Raw genomic sequence first — 23451 nt, forward strand, 5'->3', positions numbered from 1 at the left:
GTTACTGGTTCAACACAGCCTTGTCCGGGTTCGGCGGGAAGGACGGGTCGGTCTTTTCGCCGCGCAGCAGCTGCTCGGCATAGATCAGCTGCAGGTCGTCCTTGGGTTCCGGCGGCACATAGGCGGCCGAGCCGGAGCCGCTGGCGTTCTCGTCGGCGCCCTTGATGTGGCCCTTGAGGTCGGATTCGCCGCGGGTCAGGTCGCGACCCTGCAGATCTGGCGGCAGCGGCTGGTCGACCTTGATGTCGGGCGTGATGCCCTTGCCCTGGATCGACTTGCCCGACGGCGTGTAATAGAGCGCCGTGGTGAGCCTGAGCGCGCCGTTCTCGCCGAGCGGGATGATGGTCTGCACCGAGCCCTTGCCGAAGGACTGCGTGCCGACCACGGTGGCGCGGCGCAGATCCTGCAGTGCGCCGGCGACGATCTCCGAGGCACTAGCCGAACCGCCATTGACCAGCACGATCAGCGGCTTGCCGTTGATGTCGTCGTTCTGCTTCGGCTTGGCGTCGAAGCGGGTGACATCCTTCGGGTCGCGGCCGCGCGTCGAGACGATCTCGCCACGCTTGAGGAACGCGTCCGACACGCTCACCGCCTGGTCGAGCAGGCCGCCCGGATTGAGGCGCAGGTCGAGCACATAGCCCTTCAGCTTGTCGTTCGGCACCTGCTTCTTGATGTTCTCGATGGCGTTCTCGAGATCGTCATAGGTCTTTTCGGTGAAGGAGGTGATCTTCATGTAGCCGATGTCGTTCTCGACCCGGTACTTCACCGCCTTGACCTTGATGATGTCGCGCACCACCGTCAGCTCGATCGGCTTGTCGGCGCCCTGGCGCAGGATGGTGAGCTTGATCGGCGTGTTGACCGGCCCGCGCATCTTCTCGACCGCGTCGTTGAGGGTGAGGCCGCGAACCTCCTCGCCGTCGATTTTGGCGATGTAGTCGCCGGCCAGCACGCCTGCCTTGGCGGCCGGCGTGTCGTCGATCGGCGTGATCACCTTGACGAGATCGTTTTCCATGGTGACCTCGATGCCGAGGCCGCCGAACTCGCCTTTGGTCTGCACGCGCATATCCTGCGCCTGCTCGGCATTCATGTAGGAAGAGTGCGGGTCGAGCGAGGACAACATGCCGTTGATCGCGTTCTCGACCAGCGACTTGTCGTCAGGCGGCGTCACGTAATTCGCGCGCACGCGCTCGAAGATATCGCCGAAGATCGCCAGCTGCTTGTAGGTTTCCGAGCCCGCAGCGTTCGCCGCCGAACCCGGTGCGCCGTAGACCAGGCTCATTGCCGATGCGCCCATCAGCGCGCCGGCAAAAAGAAGCGACAGTTTCCGCATCATTTCACGTCCTTCCAGAGAATCGGTCCGCCCACCATGGGGCCGGATCGACGGGTTTTCCATCCTTGCGGAACTCGACATAGAGTTCCGGCGTCGCATTTCCATTCCGCGAGGCCGAGGTGCTTGCCACCCGAGCCTCTCCCATCGCGCCGATCGGCTCTCCCGCGAGCACCGACTGTCCCGTCGCGACGCTGATTCTGCTCATCCCCGCCAGGACGACATGATACCCGTCGCCCGCATTGAGGATCAAGAGTTGACCATAGGAGCGAAACGGCCCCGCATAAAGCACGTTTCCATCCGCCGGCGCGGTGACGATGGCCCCCGATTGTGTCGCAACCATGTCACCCTGCATCGCCGCGCCATTGCCGTCATCGGCGCCGAAACGCAACTTTATCTTGCCGATGACCGGTAGCGCGATCTGGCCTTGCAAGGCCGAAAACGGCGCCGACCCGGTGAGGCGGTTGGCCTCCGGCACCGGCAGCGCGGCGAGCTCGGCGGTCGAGGCCGTCGTGTCGGCGTCGGTCGATTTGCGCTCGCCCGCCTTGACCTGATCCTGCGCCTTGCGCGCCTTGTCGGCTTCGAGCGAGGCGATCAGGTCCTTGAGGCTGCTCGCCTTCGCCGCCAGCTGCTGCGAATGCTGCTGCTCGGCCGCGATCGCCGCCTGGGTATCGGCCTGCAGCTTCTTCTTGGCCTCGAGCAGCATGGTGAGCCGCTTCTTCTCCGCCGTCTGGTCGGTGACGGCGGTGGTGAGTCTCGCCCGCTCGGCCTCGATCGAGGCCGTCACGCGCGTCTGCTCCTTGAGGTCGGCCATCAGCCGGTCGGTCTGCTGGCGCAGTTCCGGCACCACCGCGCCGAGCAGGATGGCGCTGCGCACCGACGACAGCGCATCCTCGGGCTTGACCAGGATCGCCGGCGGCGGGTTGAGCCCCATGCGCTGCAGCGCCCCCAATACTTCGGCCAGCACGTCGCGCCGCGCCATGAGCGAGGCGCGCAGCTTCTTTTCCTCGGCCTTCAGCCCCTCGAGCTTGGCGCCGATATCCTCGATGTCCTGGCCAAGCTTCTGCTCGGTCATCGCCGACTGGATGAGCGCCGCGGTGATCGAGGCGTAGTCCTTCCGCACCGACGCAATGTCGGCGGCGAGCTTGGCCAGCCGCTCCGACGAAAGCGTGATCTCCTTGGAAACCTGCTCATATTCGGCCCGGCTCTGATCCGGATCGGGCGCCATGTCGAGCGAGTTCTCGGCCGCCCGGACCGGGCCGAGCGCCGCCAGGGCGGCGACAAGGGTCAAGCCGCAGCGGCTGCGCCAGGCGCGCGTAATCGGGTACCAGCCTTCAGACATCAGGCCTCTAACCTATCCGCCGCTTCGTTAACGAACCATCAACCATGTTGGAAGCGCCGCTCGGAGCTTTGATGGTCAGCGTTTGAGGCGAAAATCCGGGCATCGACAAGCAATCCCCAGCTTTTGGAGATCGCAAACGCCGTTCACGATCGATGGTAGGGATGCCCCGCCAGGATGGTCGCGATCCGGTAAAGCTGCTCGCCCACCATCACCCGCACCAGCTGGTGCGGCCAGGTCAGCGCGCCGAAGGACAGCACCAGATCGGCCTGCTCGCGTAAGGATCTGTCATGGCCGTCGGCGCCGCCGATGGCGACGACCAGCGCCTTGCGGCCACCGTCACGCAATTGGCCGATGCGGGCGGCAAGATCCTCTGAGGAAAGCGACTTGCCGCGCTCGTCGAGCAGGATGAGAACGCTACCGGCCTGCAAGTGGGCCTGCAGTTTCTCGGCTTCCTCGCGGCGGCGCTCGTCGGCGCCCTGTCCGCGGCTCTCGGGGACCTCGACGATGCCGGCAAATTCCAGCCCGACCGCGGGCCCGCTTTTGGCGAAGCGCTCGAAATAGCGGTCGGCGAGCTCTCTCTCGGGGCCGGTCTTCATCCGGCCCACGGCATGAACGGTGATCTTCATCCTCGCCCCGGCGAGCTTGTCCTAATGCATACCGTGACGGCTCACGGCAGGCGGATCAAGCCTCAGTGCAAGGTCTCTTCCTCGAGGTCCGGCGCCTGCCACATCTTTTCGAGATTGTAGAATTCGCGGACTTCGGGGCGGAAGACATGGACGATGATGTCGCCCGAATCGATCAGGACCCAGTCGGCGCTGGCCAGCCCCTCGACGCGCGCCGTGCCGAGGCCGGCATCCTTCAGCGCCTTGAGAAGATGGTCGGCGACAGCCGAGACATGACGGTGCGATCGGCCCGAGGCGATGACCATATAGTCGCCGAGGCTCGATTTCCCCTGGATGTCGATTGAGACGATGTTTTCGGCCTTGGAGTCTTCCAGACTGGCAAGGACTGTGTCGATGGCGAGGGAGGCAGCATCGTTTCCGCTGATCCCGGCCGGCGAAGGCATGATGTCAGCCTTCTTCCGCAGTGCTGTTCTCAGTGTGTTTCCTTTCCCAACAAGAACAACCAAATCACCCGGCAAATCGGGCGACACCACTTAGATAGGCAGAGTTCCATTGCAGTTTCAAGACGACGGGCTCTCCACGCCGCGATTTGCCTGAGCTTCGGGAGCCGAAATATCGGAACTATCGCTGCATCGCGGGGGTTATCGGCTCAACGACCAAAAGGGGACGCCCGCCATGCCGCTTGATCCGCAAAACGCCTTGCTCACCATCCAGGCCGGGCTCGCGCAGTTGAGCACGCTGATCGTTTCGTACTCTTTCTCGGCAGTCGGCGCCGTCATCCTCCTCGTCGTCGGCTATCTCGTTGCCGGTCTTGCCGAACGGTCGATTTATGCCGGCCTTGGCCACATCCACGGCTTCGACGAGACCTTGCGGCACTTTTTCTCGCAGGTCGTGCGCTACGCCATCCTGATCCTCGTCGTCATCATGGTGCTCGGCCAGTTCGGCGTGCAGACCGCCTCCATCATTGCCGCGATCGGCGCTGCCGGCCTGGCTATCGGGCTGGCATTGCAGGGCACGCTGCAGAACATTGCCGCCGGCATCATGCTGCTTGCGCTGAGACCCTTCCGCATCGGCGAAAATGTCGAGGTCGGCTCGATAGCCGGGAAGGTCGAGGAGATCGGCCTGTTCGCCACCAAGCTGCGCACCGTGGAAGGCGTCTATATACTGGCGCCCAATTCGACGCTGTGGAACCAGCCGGTGCGCAATTTCACCCGCAATGGCGTGCGCCGCACCGACGTGAGCTTGAGCATCGGCTCCTGGAACGATATCGACCGCGCGCAAAAGACGCTGCTTGCCATCGCCGGGGCCGAAAAGCGCATCCGCCGCGAACCGGCGCCGATCGCCTTCGTGGCCAGTCTCGGCGACGCGACCGTCTCGCTCACCTTGCGCTACTGGACATCCGCCGCCGACTATTTCTCGACCCAGATCGACATGATCAAGCGCGCCAAGCAGGCTTTCGACCGCGAAGGCATCTCGATCCCGCTGCCGCCGCCGGAAGTGCCGGCGCCGGAGGCACGCAAGCAGTAGCCCGATCAGTGCTTGGGTGCCGTCTCGTCCGGCGCGAAGGCAAGCTCCACCGGCAGGGGCGCCTGCGCCGACATCGGCGCGAAACTGCTGCTTGTGGGCGCTGGCGTCGGCCGGCCCGCCATCACGCGCCACAGCACGAACAGGCAGAAGGCCGATGCGATGACGATGCCGACATAGATGAAGGTCGCCGTGCCGAAAACGGCGGAAAGCGCGGTGACGAGGCCCGGCACGATGAAGCCGGCCAGCGACCAGGCGAACAGCATCGAACTCGACAGCGCCAGAAGCTCGTCCTTGGCGGCGCGGTCGGCGGCATGCGCGCTGGAGAGCGCATAGATCGATTCCGATGCTCCGTCCCAGATGAGATAGATCACCACGAGCGCCATCAGCGCGCCGCCGTCGAAGGCGATGGCAAGCACGCTGGCGACGACCGCCAGCGCCGCCGCGCCCGCCAGCACATAGCGCCGGTCGGTGCGGTCCGAAATCCAGCCGAGCGGGATCTGCAGGATCAGCGTGCCGACCGGCATCGCCGACAAAAGCAGCGCCACATCGGCCTGGCTGTAGCCCTTGGCGGTGGCATGGATCGGCGCAAACCCGGAAACGATCATTGACAGGCCGCCGACGGCGAGCATGCCGGCGACGCCGACCGGCGAAATGCGCCAGGCGCGGCGCAGCGCCACCGATGCGGCCTGCGGCGCCGGCGGCTGGGCAAGCCGCGTCATGCCGACAGGCAGGATGGAAAGCGCCGTGAAGGTGATGCCGATCAGCGCTGCCGCGGCCGTGTGGATGTCGACTGCGGCGAGCGTCGCATATCCGACGCCCAGCCCGGCGATATAGGCGACATAGAACACCGCCATCACCCGGCCGCGGATCGAATTCGGCAAGGCGTCGTTCAGCCAGCTCTGCGCGACGATGAACAGCCCGCAGATGGCGAAGCCGTAGAGCGCCCGCGCGGCGATCCACAGCAACGGGATCGGCCCGGCGCCGATCGCGGCGTTGGAAAGCGCGATCAGCGCCGACAGCACCATGAAGGCGCGGGCGTGCCCGACGCGCCTCACCAGCGGCCCCGTCAGGATGCAGCCGGCCAGCCCGCCGGCCGAAAGGCCGGTGACGATCAGCCCGGCCCAGGTGGGATCGAAGCCGTCGGCGCCGAGACGCACCGGTATATAGGCGAACATCAGCCCATTGCCGATCGCGATCAGCGCCATCGACACGATGACGCTGGCAATGGCGATCAGCGGCGCCGATTGCGCGTCCTGTATCCGATCGGTTGTGGCTTGGTCCTGCTGCAGCATGCTCTAGCATCTCCTGCCGTCAGGCGAAAAGCAGCCGTAAAAGCGACATGGCCCGCCTTGTCCTTCTTCCCTTGTGGGCCCTGTTGCGCAGTCAGCAAGAACAGGCCTACGAGGGGAGAAGGAACTCCGCGCAACTCTACCCCTTCGCCGCCTTGCGGATCGCGGTGGACGACAGCGACGAGCGCGGCCCGTGGATGAAGGTCCAGGCCGGCGCCTGCATGCGTGCAAGCAGCGGCGCGTCGCCCTCGTCGATGCGGGCATAGTCAAAGGTCTTGGCAACCACCGACGACAGGAAGGAGAGCGTGGCGCCCGGACGGTCGATGACGGCGATCGGGAACGTCAGCACGATCTCGCGCCAGCGCTGCCAGCGGTGGAAGTCGCGCAGGCTGTCGGCGCCCATGATCCAGACGAAATCGACACCCGGATTGCGCGCCTTGACCAGCGCCAGCGTGTCTGCGGTGTAGCGAACATGATGTGCCGCCTCGAAGGCAGTGACCTTGATCTTCGGATTCCTGGCGATCTTTTCCGAAAGCTCGATGCGCTCGGCGAGCGTCGCCAGTTCGCCCGCGTTTTTCAGCGGATTGCCGGGCGTCACCACCCACCACAGCTGGTCGAGCGCAAGCCGTCTCAGCGCGATCTCGGCGACCAGCGCATGGCCGGCATGCGGCGGGTTGAACGAACCGCCGAACAGGCCGACGGTCAGGCCCTTGGCGGCGTGCGGCATGCGAAAGTAGCGGGCCGGGACAGGCTGTTCGGGTTGGGAAAGCATTCGCCTTGGCCTCCCTCAGGCCTTCCGGGCGAAAAAGGTCAAGGCCTCACCTGCCCCGATCCGCGCACGCGGTATTTGAACGAGGTGAGCTGCTCGACGCCAACCGGCCCTCGCGCATGCATCTTGCCGGTGGCGATGCCGATCTCGGCGCCCATGCCGAACTCGCCGCCATCAGCGAACTGCGTCGAGGCGTTGTGCAAGAGGATCGCCGAGTCGATCTCGTTGAAGAATTTTTCGACCGCCTGCGCGTCCTCCGCGATGATCGCTTCGGTGTGGTGTGAGGAGAAGGTCTCGATATGCTCGATCGCGCCGGCGACGCCGTCGACCAGCTTCACCGCGATGATGGCGTCGAGATATTCCGTCGCCCAGTCGGCGTCGGTTGCCGGGTTGGCATCGGTGAAGGCTTTCATCACCTCGGCATCGGCATGGATCTCGCAGCCGGCGGCGCGCAACGCTTCCAGGACCGGCACAAGATGCGTGGCGGCCACCGCGCGGTCGACCAGCAAGGTCTCGGTAGCGCCGCAAACGCCGGTGCGCCGCATCTTGGCGTTGACCGCGATCTTGACCGCCATGTCGAGATCGGCCGAGCGGTCGATATAGAGATGGCAGATGCCTTCCAGATGCGCGAAGACCGGCACCCGCGCCTCGGTCTGCACGCGCCCGACCAGGCTCCTGCCGCCGCGCGGGATGATGACGTCGAGATTGCCGCTCAGGCCCTTGAGCATCTCGCCGACAGCGGCGCGGTCGGTGGTCGGCACCAACTGGATGGCGTCTCGCGGCAGGCCGGCCGCCTTCAGCCTTTCGACCATGCAGGCATGGATGGCGGCCGCCGAATTGAGCGAGTCGGACCCGCCGCGCAGGATCACCGGATTGCCGGCCTTCAGGCAAAGCGCGCCGGCATCCGCCGTCACATTCGGCCTGCTCTCATAGATGACGCCGATGACACCGAGCGGCGTGCGCACGCGCTCGATGTGGAGGCCGTTCGGCCGGTCCCACTCGGCGATGACGTCGCCGACCGGATCCTTGAGAGCGGCGATCTCGCGAATGCCGTCGGCCATCGCCTTGACGCGCGATGGGGTGAGTTTGAGGCGATCCATGAAGGAGCCGGACAAACCGGCCTCCTCGCCGTTCGACATGTCGATGGCGTTGGCCTCGAGGATCGCCTGTTCGTTGCGCAGGATGGCGTCCGCCATTGCGATAAGCGCATCGTTCTTGGCTTTGGTTGAAGCGACCGCCAACGGTCGGGCTGCCGCACGGGCGCGGCGGCCAATATCGGCCATCAGCGCCACGGTGTCTTCGCCGGATTTTTCATGCAGCTTCAGCATGGATCATCCCTCCGCTTGGTCGCCGGCAAGGCTTACCACAAGGTCGTCGCGATGGATCATCGCCGAACGCGCCTCGTAGCCGAGCACGTTTTCTATCTCGGCCGTCTTCAGACCCGCGATCCTTACGGCATCGGCGGCATCATAGGCAACCAGCCCGCGCGCAATCTCGCGCCCCTCCGGCGACAGGATCGCCACCGTGTCACCGCGCGCGAAATTGCCGCTGACCAGCTTTACCCCGGCCGGCAGCAAAGACTTGCCGGATTTCAGCGCCCCGACGGCGCCGGCATCGACGGTGAGCCGGCCGGCCGGCTCGAGCTGTCCGGCGATCCAGGTCTTGTAGCCCTTCACCGGGCTGGCGCTCGGTTTGAAGAAGGTCGCGCGCTCGCCGCGCTCGATCGCCATCAGCGGCGAAAGCCTGGTGCCCGAGGTGATGATCATGGCGGTGCCGGCGGCATTGGCGATCTTGCCGGCGTCGAGCTTCGTGCGCATTCCGCCGCGCGACAATTCGGACGCGGCCGCGCCCGCCATCGCCTCGACGTCCGGCGTGATGCGATCGACGACGGGAATGAATTTTGCTCCCGGGTCCTTGGCCGGCGGGGCCGTATAGAGACCGTCGATGTCGGAAAGCAGCACCAGAAGATCGGCGCCCATCATCGTTGCCACCCGAGCCGCCAGCCGGTCATTGTCGCCGTAGCGGATTTCGGACGTCGCCACCGTGTCGTTCTCGTTGATCACCGGCACCGCCTTCATTTTGAGCAGCGTCGAGATCGTCGCGCGCGCGTTGAGGTAGCGGCGGCGTTCCTCGGTGTCGCCGAGCGTCAAAAGGATCTGACCCGATTTCAGCCCGTCCTTGCCGAGCGCGTCCGACCAGGCGCCGGCAAGCGCGATCTGGCCGACGGCAGCCGCCGCCTGGCTTTCCTCGAGCTTCAGCGCGCGCTTGCCAAGGCCGAGAATGGTGCGGCCGAGAGCGATTGCGCCGGACGAGACGACGAGCACTTCCGCGCCGGCCGCGGCAAGCACCGCGATGTCGCCGGCAAGCGAGGTCAGCCAGTCGCGCTTCAAGCCTGTCGCGCGGTCGACGAGCAGCGCCGAACCGATCTTCACGGTGATGCGCCGGTATGATTTCAGCGATTTCATGGGTTTTGCTGCCAGCGCGTCTCGACGGGGGCCGGAACGGCATCGCGCGATTCGGCGACGACCGCCATCAGCGCGCGCAGAACAGCCTCGACGCCTTCTCCGGTGACGGCCGACAGAAGCATCGGCGCGCGGCCGGCCGCGCGCTTCAGCGAGGCCGCCTTCTTCTTGCGGGCTTCGGCGTCGAGGATGTCCACCTGGCTGAGCACGACAATCTCGACCTTGTTGGTCAGCCCATGGCCATAAGCTTCGAGCTCGGCGCGCACGGTCTTGTAGGCCTTGCCGGGATTTTCCTCCTGCGCCGAGACCAGGTGAAGCAGCACGCGCGTGCGCTCGACATGGCCGAGGAAACGGTCGCCGATGCCCACCCCCTCATGCGCGCCCTCGATCAGGCCGGGAATATCGGCCAGCACGAATTCGCGGCCGTCGATGCGGGCGACACCGAGGCCTGGATGGAGCGTGGTGAAAGGATAGTCGGCGATCTTCGGCTTGGCGGCGGTGACGGCCGCAAGGAAGGTCGATTTGCCGGCGTTGGGCATGCCGACCAGGCCGGCATCGGCGATCAGCTTGAGCCGGAGCCAGATGCTCAGTTCCTCGCCGGGCTGGCCGGGATTGGCGCGCCGCGGCGCCTGGTTGGTCGAGGTCTTGAAATGCTGGTTGCCGAAGCCGCCATTGCCGCCCTTGGCCAGCAGGAAGCGCTGGCCGACCACGGTGAGATCGCAGATCAGCGTCTCATTGTCCTCGGCAAAGACCTGCGTGCCGGCCGGGACTTTCAGTGTTACGTCGGCGCCCTTGGCGCCCGTCATGTTGCGGCCCATGCCATGCATGCCGGTCTTGGCCTTGAAATGCTGCTGGTAGCGGTAGTCGATCAGCGTGTTCAGCCCGTCGACCGCTTCCACCCAGACATCGCCGCCGCGTCCGCCGTCGCCGCCGTCCGGGCCGCCGAACTCGATGAATTTCTCGCGTCGGAACGACATCGATCCGGCGCCGCCGTCGCCGGATCGTATGTATACCTTGGCCTGATCGAGGAATTTCATCGGATTTTCGAATTTCTGCTATTGCACTTGCGGAATTGCTCTAAACCAAGGCAGGGCCGAGGGCGAGGCCGATTTGCGACTAAAGCGTCGGGTGCCCTTTCGCCAGGGACGCGGTAGGCAGGGGCGTGACTGGGGGGCGCGGAAATGAAGATCGTCACCTACAACATCCAATACGGCATCGGCCTCGACGGCAAATATGATGTCGGCCGTATCGCCGACGCGGTGCGCGGCGCCGATGTCATCGCGCTGCAGGAAGTGACCCGCAACAACCCGCGCAACGGCGACCGCGATATGGTGGCCGAGATCGGTGAGGCGCTGCCCGACTATTTTGCCGCCTATGGCAGCAATTTCGAGGTCAATATCGGCTCACGCCTGGAGAACGGCCGCGCCATCTCGACCTCCTTCCAACTCGGCAACATGGTGCTGTCGAAGACGCCCATTCATCTGTCGCGCAATCTCCTTCTGCCGCGCAGCCGCAGCCTCGAGACCATGAATTTCCAGCGCGGCGCGCTCGAGGCGCTGATCGAAACGCCGCTCGGCTTCATCCGCTTCTACTCCACCCATCTCGACCATCGCAGCCCGGTCGAGCGCCAGGGCCAGATCCGCTTCCTCCGCCAGCGTCTTCTGAACTACGCGCTGGAAGGCGGCGGCCTGTCGGGCATTCCCGAGATCGGCCTGCCGGACCTGCCCTATCCGGAAGCCTTCATCGTCATGGGCGACTTCAACATGCTGCCGGGCTCCCCCGAATATGTCGAGCTCGCCGGCCGCCCGGACCATGAGTTCGGCATGCCGCTGACCGCCGATCTCGCCGTCGACGTCGCCCAGCGTCTTGCCGTCGCCGACCTCGTCACCTGGGTCGATCCCGACCGGCCCGGCGATAAAAGCCGGCACAAATGCATCGACTACATCTTCACCAGCGCCTCGCTCGCCAAATCGCTGCAGCGCCTGTGGTCCGACCGGGACGCCGTCGGCTCCGACCACCTGCCGCTCTGGGCCGAGCTCGGCTGAGCTCCACCTGCTCCTCTCGCCAGGGGAGAGGTCGGATCGCCCCGAATTGCCCTTCGCAATTCGGCTGGCAATCCGGGTGAGGGGCACCTGATCAGATCCTGAAGGCAATCATCAAAAGTGCACCCAGTTTCTGAGGCTGGTCCACGTTTTCCTGTCGAGCCGGTAGCGCTCGACCGGCACCTGGCCGGCGACGATCGAGTTCAGCATGCCTTGGCCGGCATACTGGAAGCCGCATTTGTGGATGACCCGCCGCGAGGCCGGATTGATCACCCTGGTCGAGGCATGCAGCACCTGGATCGAGGTGCGCTGGAAGGCGAGGTCGACGAGCGCGTGCGCCGCCTCGGTGGCATAGCCGCGCTTCCAATAGGGCTCGCCGATCCAGTAACCCAGTTCCAGGCCGCGATCGGTGGTGTTCAGGCCGGCGCAGCCGACGAAGGTCCCGGTGTCCTTGAGCGTCAGCGCATAGACGATGCCGGCGCGCCGCGACGCCGCCATGGCAAGGAACGCGCGGCCTTCGGCTTCGCCATAGGGATGCGGCATGCGGGCGAGCATTTCGGCGACATGTCGGTTGTCGGCAAGCGTGACGAGCTGCTCGAGATCGCTTTCGCGCGGGGCGCGCATGACCAGCCGCTCGGTGGCCAGCACCGGGCAATCGATCGCGTAACTTTCGTCTTCGGTGTCTTCCGCTTCGGCAACCATTTTAGTCCTCCAGGGCAAGAAAAATGAAAAAAAGGAGAGAGGGCAAACCCATCTCTCCTGATCCTTTTCCTGGCCTGGCCAGACACCGGTTCCCGAGATGGGCGCCGGTGTTATGGTGCGGAACCGGCTACTCCGCTGCTTTGGTAATCGGGTTCACCGATACGTAGGTTCGGCCGTTGGCTTTCTTGTTGAAGGTGACTGCGCCGGCTTCGAGCGCAAAAAGGGTGTGGTCCGTGCCCATGCCAACATTGGTGCCCGGATGCCATTGCGTGCCGCGCTGACGAATGATGATGTTGCCGGCCACGACGGCTTCGCCACCGAACTTCTTCACGCCCAGACGCTTGGAGTGCGAATCGCGACCGTTGCGCGACGAACCGCCAGCTTTCTTGTGTGCCATTTGACTAACTCCGATGCGCCCTGAGGCGCTTGAATGGTCTTATGAACGCGTTCGCGTTCCGTTTCAAGTCCGTACCGGCGGCGATCGTCGCCGGAAAATTACTTCTTCGCCAGTTCCTTGGCCTGCTCGCGCCAGTCCTTGATCTGGTCGACGCTGAACGGCATGTGCTCGTCGATCTTGGCGACGTCCTTGTCGGTGAGCTTGGCGAGCTGCGCGAAGGTGACGATGCCCTGCTCTGCAAGGTCCTTCGCCGCGACCGGGCCGATGCCCTTGATCACGGTCAGGTCGTCCGGCTCGCCCTTCGGCGCCTTGAACAGCGGCGCGGCCTTGGCCTCTCCGCCGGAAGCGGCTTCCGCCTTAGGAGCAGCTTCCTTCTTGGCCTTCGGCTCCTTCGGAGCGGCTTCCGCCTTTGCCTCGGCGGCGACTTCAGCCTTGGCCTCGGGCCCCTTGGCCTCGGCCTTGGCGGCGGCCTTCTTCGACGGCTTGGCGCCGCCCAGCAGGATCTCGGCAATCCGGACGGTGGTCAGAAGCTGGCGATGGCCGATCTTGCGGCGCGAATTCTGGCGGCGGCGCTTCTTGAAAGCGATGACGGTGCGATTCTTGCCCTGCTCGACGACTTCCGCCGTGACCATGGCGCCATCGACGAACGGCGCGCCGAAGGTGACATTCTCGCCCTCGCCATGCGCGAGCACATTGCCGATCTCGACGATATCGCCGACCTTGGCTTCGAGTTTCTCGATCTTCAGGAGATCGTTGGCGGCGACGCGATATTGCTTGCCGCCCGTTTTGATGACTGCGAACATTTTTTGCCTTTCGCTGTTCGGTCGGCCTCGATGAACCGCCTCGGGCGGTTCGGCCGTCTTTTTGTCAGTCTGCGGGTTCAAAAAACAAGCGGCGCGGAAGAGCCTCCACGCCGAATGCGGGCTGTCCCTAACCGAAGGTTGCGCCGGAGTCAAGGCAAGCGGTCTTGTCCTTGGAGGGGCCGCGAGCGACGTTGCCGGCAAATATCGGTCCGTCGCGTCGCGATCGCTTTCGCGGAAGCTGGAAATCGCTCGAATAGGGCCTTGTAACCGGAGCGGTCAGCCGTTATCTAGTGCGCCGCGCCGGCAACGGCCGACCATGACCTCGCGGAGAGGTGGCAGAGTGGTCGAATGCACCGCACTCGAAATGCGGCATACTCGCAAGGGTATCGGGGGTTCGAATCCCTCCCTCTCCGCCATCCTGCTTCGCGCTGCGCGCTTCGCAGGACAAGTCCGACGAATTCCTTTCAGCGCGAACGAACCAGGATGCCCTCCGAAGCTTTAGCGAAGGAGGGCGGCTCGGAGCTTCTCTACATCCCTCAGCGCACCGCATCGGCCTCGCGAATAAAATTTCCGAGCCTTCCCGTGACAAACATCCGGTCAATAATAAAATGATCTCGGGATCATCCTGCGGAGGATCGTTCGACATGCGCTCTGGGCGAAATCCAACGGCGTCCGGCCGCTCTTTGAACTGGCTGTTGACCGGGCGAGCCATGGCGGTTGCCCTTGCACTTGCGTTCTCCTTTTCGCCTTCGCACGCGCAGCCGCAGCACCGTTTGCCGAGCGGCTATAAATGGGGCCGCTGCCTGCTGGTCGTTCACGGCGAGACCCGCATCTCCGGAAAATGCTCCTATCAAATCGAGAAGGGCGGCGATTTCAACATCCAGGGGCCCAAACAGGTCTTTGCCGGCATCGACTATCCCGACACGCATAGCGGGGCCGGTGAAATGTCGAAGGATTACTGGGCCGTTGTCTACAAGGACGGAGATTCTTGGGCAGGCTATGCGAACCGGGATATTCGCGACACGCACGGCGAGGCAGGCGACTGGGGAGAGCTTCGCCGTGAAGGTGCCTGCTATGTCGGGAAGAACGTCAAGGTCTGCCTTTGGCGTTAGCCGGCTCAAGCCGATTGCGGGGTTGAGTTCAAGATGGTCGCCGCCCGATCCATCGGGCGGCTCCATCCCGCTTCGGACTGACATTCTCAGCCCGAAGCAGGATGCGACATGCGAAGCCGGCATTAGGGCAGGCGCGCCCCTGCCGGCCGCTGACGCCGGTGACCCGGCAGTCCGTCTTCGTGCCCTCCACGGGCGCGCTCATGCTGCCAGCCTCTGCATGGCTTCGGCCATCTGAGCCGAGACACGGCGGTCGTAGTCCTCGGCAAGCGCCCGCAGGGCCGCTGCCCCGTCGCCGGAAAATGATGGACCATGCATGAGCGCCAGAGTGCGTGGCGCGAGCTTGGCAAGCTCGCGGATCGTCGTGCCCATGCCGGGATTGAGTGCCGCGTATTTGAACAGATCCTCGGCGGCGATCGCCGGGCCGACAACATCGCCGTCGGTCAGCGCGCGGTCATTGCCGAGTTGGGTGAACAGATCGCCGCAGAGCAGCGTGCCGGTCGATTCCTCGTACATGACGCCGGCATCCCAGCCATGCGGCGTGTGCGGTGTATCGATGAAGCGCACGCGCTTGCCGCCGCCGATGTCTATCACCTCGCCATCCTTCAGCACCCGCGGCGCACGATCCGCGAAATCGTTGAGCGACACGTAGACGCCTGTCTGTCCGTGCGCGGCCGTCGCCTGCGGCGCAACGGCGAGCCACTCGTTCATGGCGCCGCATTCGTCGGCCTCGAAATGGCCAAATCCAATCCAGCGCAGGCGTTCCGGCTCGATGATGCGGGCAAGCGCGTCGCGGTTGAGCGCGAACATCTTCCGCAGACCGGTGTGGAACATCAGCGGCTCATCGCCGAGGACGAGGAACTGGTTGAAAGTGAAGCCGGTGGGCGGCGCAATATCAGGCACATAGGTCGAGAGGCGGTAGATGCCGTCGGCGATTTCGTCGATCTTCGTTTCCATGGGTTCTCCTGCAGAAATAGAGGTTGCATTCCTTCCTCCGGTCGATCCCGGGCTGGACTTCGACCTAAATCGAAGTACATATGTGTGTAGTGAAATATGAGATCCCTGTCAACAATGGGTGCACAGATATGTGCACTGAAATGAAATGACCCGCAAATATACCCTCAAGCGCCGCGCCGAGCAGCAGACGGAAACCCGGCGCCGCATCGTCCAGGCTGCCATCGACCTGCACGGCAGCATCGGCCCGGCGGCGACGTCCTTCAGTATGGTTGCCGAACGCGCGGGCGTTCAGCGTCACACGCTCTACGCTCACTTTCCCGATGAGCGGAGCCTGCTGCAGGCCTGCTCGAGCACGCACATGGAGAGCGATCCGCTGCCGGGCGTGGACCCGTGGCGTGCGGTGGCCGACTCAGGCGAACGGATACGGATCGCGCTGCTGGCGATCTACGAATGGTACGGGCGCAATGAAGGCGTGGTGGCCAGCGTGTTGCGCGACGCCGAGCATCACCCGCCAACCCGGGAGACTGTCGAGACGAGCATCGGCCCGTATTTCGCGACCTGCCAGGAGGTGCTCGGCGAAGGCCTTGGCGGCAGCCAGCAAGCGATGCTGCGGGTGGCGCTGAGCTTCTTCACCTGGCGCACGCTGGTGCGCGAGACCGGCCTGCAGCCCATTGAAGCCGTAAATGCCATGGTTCGGGCCATCCAGGGCGCGGGTTGAGCGGCAGACTCCGGCGGCAGTAGCTGAGATATGCGTGTTGTCAGCTTTCTGACGGGTGCGCCGCGATCGCGTTCAGGAAGATCTCCCCGAACTCCTTGAGCTTGGCTGCGCCCACGCCGTTCACTTCGGCGAAATCATCGAGGTCGCGCGGGCGGCGCTCGGCCATGTCGATCAGGGTACGGTCGGAAAACACCACATAGGCCGGCACCTGGCGTTCCTTGGCGAGCCGCAGCCTCAGCGTTTTAAGCGTCGCCAGAAGCGACGCATCGACGCCTTCACCATCCGCAGCGAAGCCTTGCGCGGCCCGCTTCCTGCCGCGCGCGAGACGATCCCGGCCCTCGACACGGTACTCGAACGCAACCTCGCCACGCCCGAGCGCGCGGCCGCTTTCCGAAATGGCGAGACCGCCATGGCCGTCGGGATCCGGCACCAGGAAACCGCTCGCGACCATCTGCCGGATCAGCGACAGCCACACCGGCTTCCTGTGCATGATGCCGGTCCTGAAGCTTTCGAGCTTCTGATGGCCTCTCGCCAGCACCTTTTCAGTCTCGTGGCCGAGCAGGATGTCGATGACATGAGCGGCGCCGAAGCGCTCGCCGCTCTGCGCGACGGTCGCGAGGATGATGCGCGCCTCGGCGCTGCCGTCGGCGCGCGGCGCCTGGTTGAGGCAATTGTCGCAGTTGCCGCAGGCTTGCGCCTCCTCGCCGAAATAGCCGAGCAGCACCTGGCGCCGGCACTGCGCCGTCTCGCAATAGCCGATCAGTGTGTCCAGCCGGCGATGCGCCCGCCTTTTGTGCTCGGGCGAGGTATCCTCCTCGTCGATGAACATCCGGCGCGTGCGGATGTCGCCGGAGCCGTAGAGCATATGTGCTTCCGCCGCCCGTCCGTCGCGCCCGGCGCGGCCGATCTCCTGGTAATAGGCCTCCAGGCTGCCCGGCAGGTCGGTGTGGAAGACATAGGCGACGTCGGGCTTGTCGATCCCCATGCCGAAGGCGATGGTTGCCACCATGACGACGCCGGACAGGCTCATGAACGTATTCTGGTTGGCCTCCCGCGCCTCTTTGCTCATGCCGGCATGATAGGCGAGCGCCCGCACGCCGCTCTTCTCCAGGAAGGCCGCCATCTCCTCCGTCTTGCGCCGCGACAGGCAATAGATGATGCCGCTCTTGCCTTGGTGGCGCTCGATGAAGCGCAGCAGCTGGCGCTTGCTGTCCTGTTTGGCTTCTATCGCCAGCCTGATGTTGGGCCGGTCGAAGCCCAGCACCAGGGTTTCGGCCCGCCCGGCAAACAGCCGCGCTTCGATGTCGGCGCGGGTGGCCTCGTCCGCCGTCGCCGTCAGCGCGATGATCGGCACTTGCGGAAACAGCCGCGCAGCCGCGACAGGTCCTCATATTCGCGCCGGAAGGCCGGGCCCCATTGCGAGATGCAATGCGCCTCGTCGATGGCGATCAGGCCGACATCGAGCCGCGACAGCGCCTCGAGCATCCGCTCCGTCATCAGCCGTTCCGGCGCAAGATAGAGCAGCCGCGTCTGCCCGGACGCCACGCGGCGCCAGGCCGCCACATTGGCCTCACGGTCGAGCGAGGAATTGATGGTGTCGGCGGGCACACCGGCAAGGCGCAAGGCGGCGACCTGATCCTGCATCAGCGCCACCAGCGGCGACACCACGATGGTGAGCCCGCCTTTGACCAGCGCCGGAACCTGATAGCAGAGCGATTTGCCGGCGCCTGTCGGCATGACCGCCAGCACATGCCGCCCGGCGAGCAATGCCTCGATCACGGTCGCTTGTCCGGGGCGGAAGTCCTCGAAGCCGAACACATCCTTCAGGACGCGCCGCTTGTGATCCTCGGCCTGGATGCTCGCCGCCTGTGGCATCACCGCGCTTCCGTGGTCAACATGTGGCCCGGCATATCGTAGCCGAATTCGCGGCAGAAGCTTTCCACGCGGGCGAGGAACGCCGCAGGTAGGCCATGCAGATAGGTCCGGAATTCTTCATCGCGCTCCCATTTTCTCAGCGACGTCGCCCGTATCGGATTATCCGCATCCCGGCTGTACAGGGTGACCGGTGAAAGATCGAACGATCGAGCGATCCTGCCCTGGACGATATCCGGTTCGGCGATCAGCTCTTCATAGCGCAAATAGAAAACCGCTCTTTCGGGCTGAGCCTGTCTAAGGCGCATCAATCCGTCGTACTCCGCCTCCCAGCGTTCGGTCGTTACATGAAAACGCCGCTCGTTCACCGTCTCCGGATGAGAGCTGGTGAGCACATCGAAAGGATGCCTCACGCAATAGATCAACCCGACCGAGGCAGGCAGATGCTCGATGTCCTTGTGGCTTTCATGAGTGCGTTTGACGACCAGATTGAATTGGGGGCGATCCAGTTCGAGCAGCGCCTGATAGGGCGCTTCGTCCGCATGGACATAGGTATCGTCGAAACACGCCATCAAACGACGGCTGAGCGTGGTTCCGCTGCGAGCACAGCCTGCGATGAAGATTCGTTTGCGAAAGGTCATCGCCGAGGGCAGCCGGCGTGCGGCCTTGCGCAGGCGCCAAAAAAATCGCCTTGCGCCGCGGCGCAGAATGGTGACCGGCCTTAGGGCTGCTCTGGCAGGGACGTCCTTCGACGTAATCTCGGCCAAGGCGATGCCGCTCTCTCCGGCGACGGAGTAGAGAAGCCAGGTGCGGCCGTTCTCCTCGAAAATCGCAGGATCGCGCAACGCGTTTTCCTTGCCTTCGGCCGCCCCGCCCCGGCTGGGACGGACCGGCAAACCCGCTCCTTCGAAGTCCGTCTGCGGCCGCAGCAGTTCCGTTTCGCCCCGCACCGTCCAGTTTCGCCAGTCCTCGGCGAGATCGATCGCGCCGTGAAGGATCCGTTCCGGCGCGTCGCCCCTGCGCGTGTAATAGACCCGCAGCCAGCGGCCGGATTTCTGCAGTGCAAGATGCCGTAGGGTCGGGCGGCGCTTTATGGGAGGCAGGATAACCGGGCCTTGTTCGAAATCGGAGATGCCGGTCCCGGAACGGAAGACGGTGACGGTTCCCGTCCCCAGAAAACCGTACCACCATTGGTCGTGGTGGAAGAAGCGCGCATAAGAAGGCCCAAGCGGCTCGGGAAGTGGATTGAAATGAAGGCCGTCAGCGGATGTCGCGGCAAAGGTCATCTGGCCTTCCCCGCTTTCCGCCGGTCCATGAAAATACATGACGAGGCGATGGTTCCGCTGATCGACATGAACGTCGGGAGACGCGATGTGCTCCTTGATGAACGGACATTGATCGAGGGACAGCGCGCCGCCGGGATGGATGTGCCACGGACCTTCGATCGAATCCGCGTAGGCGAGGCGAATATAGGAGCCGCCATGGTCGGCGAAGTAGAGATGGTAAGCGCCCAGCCGTCCCGGCGCCCAGTCGGGCATGCGGATCAGCGACGGCCCGTTGATGTTGATTTCGTCGCTGCCCGGCAACATGTCGGGCGTCACGATAAGTCCATGCCGCGTTGCGGTGAGGATGGGCTGCGAGATCATGCGTCGGGCTGCCTCCGGCCGGCAGCTCCCATCCGACGACAACTCCGCCTGTTATGGGGCCTGCACGTTCCAGCCCGGTTTTGCCGGGTCTCCCGCGTCGCTTGCTCTTCCAAGCCAGCCCCCTTCAAGGATTGATCCGGCCTGCGCCGCGCGCGGCAGGCGCCTCGGCCCGATTGCCGGTTCTGGCATCGTTCGGTCTTGTCGTTTCGATACAACGACATGCGTCGAAACGGAAGGTCTAAGCCAATGCCGATCGATCCCAAACAGACACCGCGCAGGCGAAGTGATGACGCTTGTGAAATCGTCGCAGCCTGGCAGGCCGTCGCGTCATTCCGCTTCGAGTCGCGACGATGCCGACACCGCCGCCGGTGAGAGTTCCACCGGCGCATTGTGCGGTGCTATAAGGCCAAGCCGTCCGCTGCCGGCAGCGAGTGCAAAAGGAACCTTCGCATGATCGATCCCGCCACGCTCATCACTTACGTCGCGGTGGTGTTCGGCTTCGTCTTCATTCCGGGACCGGCGACGCTGCTCACGGTCGCGCGGGCGACGAGCTCAGGCACGAAGGTCGGCATCGCCACCGGCGCCGGTGTCGCCGCGGGCGATGTGATCCACACCATCATGGCCATCGTCGGCATCTCGGCCATCATCGCCGCCTCGGCGATGCTGTTCAGCATCGTCAAATATATCGGCGCGGCCTATCTCGTCTATCTCGGCATCCGCGCCATTCTCGAAAAGGCGCCGGCCGGCCTGGCGGGCAGGACGCTGCCCATTTCCGCGGGCAAAGCCTTCCGGCAGGCTATCTTGACCGAAGTGCTCAACCCGAAGACCGCTTTGTTCTTCCTGGCCTTTCTGCCGCAATTCGTGCATCCGCAAGGCGGTTTCGTGGTGCTGCAGCTGATGCTGCTCGGCATCATCTTCGTCCTGCTCGGGCTCTTCAGCACCGTCGTCTTCGCCGTCAGCGCGGGCGGCCTGGGTTCCTTCCTGCGCCACAATCCGGCGGTGCTGAAATGGCAGGGCAAGGTGGTCGGCGGCATCTATTGCGCGCTCGGCATACGCCTGGCGCTGCAGCAGCGCTGAAACGCGCGCTTCGAGGCCGTTAAACCTATCTTCACCATGCTCCGGCACCTTTGCCCTCCTGCGGCATTGTTTGAGTACCGCGGCGGCGCCGTGAGCGCCCAGGCAACAAGCCCGCGCCTGACGGCGCGGGCTTTCCTTTCGATACTCAGCCCAGGAAATCGGCCCGATAAGGCGCGAAGCTGTCGACCAGCCGCCCGGCCTCCAGCGCCTTGACGCCATGCACGAGATTGGACGGCACGATGAAGCTGCCGCCTGTTTCGAGGATCTCCGACCGGCCGTCGATGGTGACCTCGAAGCGCCCTTCGGCGACGTAGCTTGCCTGGACATGCGGATGCGAATGCAGCGCGCCGACCCCGCCCTTTCGAAGGCGAACTCGACCATCATCAGTTCATCGGTGTGCACCAGAACGCGCCGCCTGTTGCCGTCCGGCGTCGGCTCCCAGGCTTTTTCGCCCGCACGGGAAAAGATATCGGTCATCGCTCAGCTTCCGTTCGGCTTGTAAAACAATTCCAGAAAGGGTGCGGCGCGGTTTTCCGGCGGGAAACCGTCACCGCGCCAGCCAGCCGCCATCGATCGGCACCATCGCGCCGTGCATATAGTCCGACGCCCGCGCCAGCAGGAACACGGCCGCGTCGCCTATATCGTCGGGTCGGCCCCAGCGCGCCGCGGGAATGCGCCCGAGGATGGCGGCGCTGCGATCCGGATCGGCGCGCAGTGCCTCGGTGTTGTTGGTCTCGATATAGCCCGGCGCGATGCCGTTGACGTTGATGCCTTTCGCCGCCCATTCGCAGGCGAGCAGCCTTGTGAGGCCGAGCACGCCGTGTTTCGAGGCCGTATAGGACGCGACGCGAATGCCGCCCTGGAAACTCAGCACCGAGGCGATGTTGACGATCTTGCCGCGCCGTCCGGGCTCCGCCAGCACGCGCCGGGCGAAACCCTGGCAAAGGCGAAACACCGTCTTCAAATTGACGTCCATCACCTCGTCCCAATCGGCTTCGCTCAGCTCGACCGCGTCGGCGCGCCGGATGATGCCGGCATTGTTGACGAGGCCGTCGAGCGGGCCGCTCTCGCCCCAGACCCGGTCGAGCATGGCGGCTGCCTTGGCAGGGTCGCCGAGGTCGGCCTTCACCGCCTCGAAGCTGCCGCCCGCGGCCGCGACTTTCCCGGCGGTGTCATCCATCGCCGAACGGCCGACGCCGACGACCAAGCCGCCGGCGCGTGCGATCGAGACGGCTATGCCTTGCCCGATGCCCGTGTTGGCGCCGGTGACCAGGATGCGCTTGCCCGTGAGGCTGAAAGGGGAAAGATCGCTCAAGCTGGTCATGCCTTTCGCTTGCCGCCGATCGAAGGATCGGTCGATCCGTGGCGGCGCGTCTTCACAGGTGGTAGGCCTTCATGGCAAGTGTATAGGCCAACTCCCCGGCCAGCTCATGCGCCTCGTCCTCGCGCAGTCGATGCTCGGCGACCAACCGCGCCAGGAAGGCGCAGTCGACGCGGCGCGCGACGTCGTGGCGCGCCGGGATCGACGGGAAGGCGCGCGTGTCGTCGTTGAAGCCGACGGTGTTGTAGAAGCCCGCCGTCTCGGTGGTCATCTCACGGAAGCGGCGCATGCCCTCCGGGCTGTCGTGGAACCACCAAGCCGGTCCGAGCTTCAGCGCCGGATAGACGCCGGCGAGCGGCGCCAGCTCGCGCGCGTAGCTGGTCTCGTCCAGCGTGAACAGGATGATCGTGAGGTCGCGCTCCAGCCCGACGCAGTCGAGCAGCGGCTTCAGCGCCGTCACATAATCGGTGCGGGTCGGGATATCGAAGCCCTTGTCGCGGCCGAACTTCTGGAAAACGGAAGGCGAATGATTGCGCCATGATCCAGGATGGATCTGCATCACAAGGCCATCGTCACGGCTCATCTTGGCCATTTCGGTCAGCATCTGGGCGCGGAACAGTTTTCGCTCGCGGCCGTCTTCCGAGCCGCGGCGGATACGGTTGAACAGCTCCTCAGCCGCCGCATCGGAGAGATTGGCGGTCTCGGCGGTTGGATGGCCGTGATCGGACGAAGTGGCGCCGAATTCCTTGAAATAGGCGCGCCGCTTTCGGTGCGCCTCGAGATAACCGGCCCAGCTGGCGGTGTCGCATCCGGTGATTTCGCCGAGCCGATCGAGATTGGAAGCAAACCCCTCGAAATCGGGATCGACGACGGCGTCCGGCCGGTAGGCGGTGACGACGCGGCCGCTCCAGCCGCTGTCGCGGATCGTCCGGTGCCATTTGAGGTCGTCGAGCGCGCCTTCGGTCGTCGCGATCACCTCGATGTTGAAGCGCTCGAACAGCGCGCGCGGACGATAGTCGTCGCGTTGCAGCAGCGTCGCGATCGCATCGTAGGTGGGCTCGGCGCTGGCAACGGTGAGCGGCTCCTCGATGCCGAACAGATGTTCGAAAACATGGTCGAGCCAGAGCCGCGTCGGCGTGCCGCGGAAGAGATGATAATGCTCGGCGAAGCGCCGCCAGATCGCGCGGCCGTCGGCCTCGACCGGCGAACCGTCGAGCGTCGGCACGCCGAGTTCCTCCAGCCGCACGCCCTGGCTGAACAGCATCCGGAAAATGTAATGGTCCGGCACGATGAGCAGTTGCGCAGGGTCCGGAAACGGCTCGTTGAGCGCATACCAGCGCGGGTCGGTATGGCCGTGCGGGCTGACGATGGGCAGGTCCTTCACGCCGGCGTAAAGGGCGCGGGCGAGCGAAAGCAGGCGCCCCTCGGCGAACAGCAGATTCGGATCGGTCAATGCGGCCACGTCGAT

At 64.7% G+C, this 23451-nt stretch carries 21 protein-coding genes, 1 tRNA gene and 2 pseudogenes; 6 read left to right on the plus strand and 18 right to left on the minus strand.

Annotated features, from left to right (window positions below):
• Position 1: 1 nt before the first annotated feature.
• The 4 genes from ACVMIM_RS01980 to rsfS all read right to left on the minus strand — a co-directional run bounded on the left by ACVMIM_RS01980 (position 2) and on the right by rsfS (position 3735).
• A complete protein-coding gene (locus ACVMIM_RS01980; protein ID WP_041004577.1) occupies positions 2-1333 on the minus strand; it encodes a S41 family peptidase in 1332 nt (443 codons plus the stop codon).
• A gap of 1 nt (position 1334) precedes the next feature.
• Complete coding sequence (locus tag ACVMIM_RS01985) at positions 1335-2669, minus strand: murein hydrolase activator EnvC family protein (protein WP_476110075.1); 1335 nt, start codon at positions 2667-2669, stop codon at positions 1335-1337.
• Positions 2670-2812: 143 nt separating this feature from the next.
• Positions 2813-3295 carry a 23S rRNA (pseudouridine(1915)-N(3))-methyltransferase RlmH gene (rlmH, locus tag ACVMIM_RS01990; RefSeq protein ID WP_476110076.1) on the minus strand — a complete coding sequence of 161 codons (483 nt, stop codon included), beginning with the start codon at positions 3293-3295 and terminating at the stop codon, positions 2813-2815.
• 62 nt (positions 3296-3357) lie between these two features.
• Positions 3358-3735 carry a ribosome silencing factor gene (gene rsfS / locus ACVMIM_RS01995; protein ID WP_041004571.1) on the minus strand — a complete coding sequence of 126 codons (378 nt, stop codon included), beginning with the start codon at positions 3733-3735 and terminating at the stop codon, positions 3358-3360.
• Between the two features lie 232 nt (positions 3736-3967).
• Between rsfS and ACVMIM_RS02000 the strand changes: the two genes are divergently transcribed.
• Positions 3968-4819, plus strand: a complete 852-nt coding sequence (locus ACVMIM_RS02000) for a mechanosensitive ion channel family protein (protein WP_476110078.1) — start codon at positions 3968-3970, stop codon at positions 4817-4819.
• 5 nt (positions 4820-4824) lie between these two features.
• Here ACVMIM_RS02000 and ACVMIM_RS02005 read toward each other — a convergent pair whose 3' ends face one another.
• The 5 genes from ACVMIM_RS02005 to obgE form a co-directional block, all read right to left on the minus strand.
• A complete protein-coding gene (locus tag ACVMIM_RS02005; RefSeq protein ID WP_476110080.1) occupies positions 4825-6111 on the minus strand; it encodes an MFS transporter in 1287 nt (428 codons plus the stop codon).
• A 136-nt stretch (positions 6112-6247) separates the two neighbouring features.
• Positions 6248-6835, minus strand: a complete 588-nt coding sequence (locus tag ACVMIM_RS02010) for a nicotinate-nucleotide adenylyltransferase (protein ID WP_278051711.1) — start codon at positions 6833-6835, stop codon at positions 6248-6250.
• Positions 6836-6918: 83 nt separating this feature from the next.
• On the minus strand, positions 6919-8205 hold the full coding sequence (locus tag ACVMIM_RS02015) for a glutamate-5-semialdehyde dehydrogenase (RefSeq protein WP_476110082.1): 1287 nt from the start codon (positions 8203-8205) through the stop codon (positions 6919-6921).
• A gap of 3 nt (positions 8206-8208) precedes the next feature.
• Positions 8209-9342 (minus strand): glutamate 5-kinase, encoded by a 1134-nt coding sequence (proB, locus tag ACVMIM_RS02020; protein ID WP_476110083.1) that lies wholly within the window; start codon positions 9340-9342, stop codon positions 8209-8211.
• Complete coding sequence (gene obgE, locus ACVMIM_RS02025; protein WP_476110084.1) at positions 9339-10376, minus strand: GTPase ObgE; 1038 nt, start codon at positions 10374-10376, stop codon at positions 9339-9341. The genes proB and obgE overlap by 4 nt, the downstream gene beginning before the upstream one ends.
• A 144-nt stretch (positions 10377-10520) precedes the next feature.
• Between obgE and ACVMIM_RS02030 the strand changes: the two genes are divergently transcribed.
• On the plus strand, positions 10521-11384 hold the full coding sequence (locus ACVMIM_RS02030) for an endonuclease/exonuclease/phosphatase family protein (protein ID WP_476110085.1): 864 nt from the start codon (positions 10521-10523) through the stop codon (positions 11382-11384).
• 111 nt (positions 11385-11495) lie between these two features.
• On the opposite strand, the gene ACVMIM_RS02035 is transcribed toward ACVMIM_RS02030, so the two are convergent.
• From ACVMIM_RS02035 to ACVMIM_RS02045, 3 genes are all read right to left on the minus strand, one after another.
• Entirely contained in the window at positions 11496-12083 is a 588-nt protein-coding gene (locus ACVMIM_RS02035; RefSeq protein WP_041004553.1) for a GNAT family N-acetyltransferase, read from the minus strand.
• Positions 12084-12210: 127 nt separating this feature from the next.
• Complete coding sequence (gene rpmA / locus ACVMIM_RS02040) at positions 12211-12480, minus strand: 50S ribosomal protein L27 (protein ID WP_040991608.1); 270 nt, start codon at positions 12478-12480, stop codon at positions 12211-12213.
• Between the two features lie 98 nt (positions 12481-12578).
• Positions 12579-13283 (minus strand): 50S ribosomal protein L21, encoded by a 705-nt coding sequence (locus ACVMIM_RS02045; protein ID WP_476110088.1) that lies wholly within the window; start codon positions 13281-13283, stop codon positions 12579-12581.
• Between the two features lie 326 nt (positions 13284-13609).
• On the opposite strand from ACVMIM_RS02045, the gene ACVMIM_RS02050 reads away from it, so the two are divergent.
• A tRNA-Ser gene (locus tag ACVMIM_RS02050) sits at positions 13610-13699 on the plus strand.
• A gap of 294 nt (positions 13700-13993) precedes the next feature.
• Entirely contained in the window at positions 13994-14395 is a 402-nt protein-coding gene (locus tag ACVMIM_RS02055; protein WP_476110089.1) for a hypothetical protein, read from the plus strand.
• A gap of 198 nt (positions 14396-14593) precedes the next feature.
• Here the strand turns inward: ACVMIM_RS02055 and ACVMIM_RS02060 are convergent, their stop codons facing one another.
• The gene (locus tag ACVMIM_RS02060; RefSeq protein WP_041004506.1) at positions 14594-15349 is read right to left on the minus strand and encodes an oxygen-binding di-iron domain-containing protein; all 756 of its coding nucleotides are present in this window, start codon (positions 15347-15349) and stop codon (positions 14594-14596) included.
• A 145-nt stretch (positions 15350-15494) separates the two neighbouring features.
• Here ACVMIM_RS02060 and ACVMIM_RS02065 point away from each other — a divergent pair, with 145 nt between their 5' ends.
• On the plus strand, positions 15495-16067 hold the full coding sequence (locus ACVMIM_RS02065) for a TetR/AcrR family transcriptional regulator (protein ID WP_278052190.1): 573 nt from the start codon (positions 15495-15497) through the stop codon (positions 16065-16067).
• A gap of 40 nt (positions 16068-16107) precedes the next feature.
• On the opposite strand, the pseudogene recQ reads toward ACVMIM_RS02065, so the two are convergent.
• Together recQ and ACVMIM_RS02075 are read right to left on the minus strand one after the other, a co-directional pair.
• Positions 16108-17942 (minus strand): annotated as a pseudogene (recQ, locus tag ACVMIM_RS02070) (DNA helicase RecQ).
• Complete coding sequence (locus tag ACVMIM_RS02075) at positions 17942-19585, minus strand: sulfotransferase (RefSeq protein WP_476110091.1); 1644 nt, start codon at positions 19583-19585, stop codon at positions 17942-17944. The pseudogene recQ and the gene ACVMIM_RS02075 overlap by 1 nt, the downstream one beginning before the upstream one ends.
• 450 nt (positions 19586-20035) lie before the next feature.
• On the opposite strand from ACVMIM_RS02075, the gene ACVMIM_RS02080 reads away from it, so the two are divergent.
• Positions 20036-20662, plus strand: coding sequence for a LysE family translocator (locus ACVMIM_RS02080; RefSeq protein WP_476110093.1), 627 nt, complete (start codon positions 20036-20038; stop codon positions 20660-20662).
• A 145-nt stretch (positions 20663-20807) separates the two neighbouring features.
• Here the strand turns inward: ACVMIM_RS02080 and ACVMIM_RS02085 are convergent.
• The 3 genes and pseudogenes from ACVMIM_RS02085 to uxaC form a co-directional block, all read right to left on the minus strand.
• Positions 20808-21139 (minus strand): annotated as a pseudogene (locus ACVMIM_RS02085) (cupin domain-containing protein).
• A 70-nt stretch (positions 21140-21209) separates the two neighbouring features.
• Entirely contained in the window at positions 21210-21977 is a 768-nt protein-coding gene (kduD, locus tag ACVMIM_RS02090; protein ID WP_476117069.1) for a 2-dehydro-3-deoxy-D-gluconate 5-dehydrogenase KduD, read from the minus strand.
• 61 nt (positions 21978-22038) lie between these two features.
• Positions 22039-23445: a glucuronate isomerase gene (gene uxaC / locus ACVMIM_RS02095; protein WP_476110095.1), complete on the minus strand. Its 1407-nt coding sequence runs from the start codon at positions 23443-23445 to the stop codon at positions 22039-22041.
• Positions 23446-23451 lie beyond the last annotated feature (6 nt).

It is taken from the genome of Mesorhizobium sp. USDA 4413 (assembly GCF_056280365.1).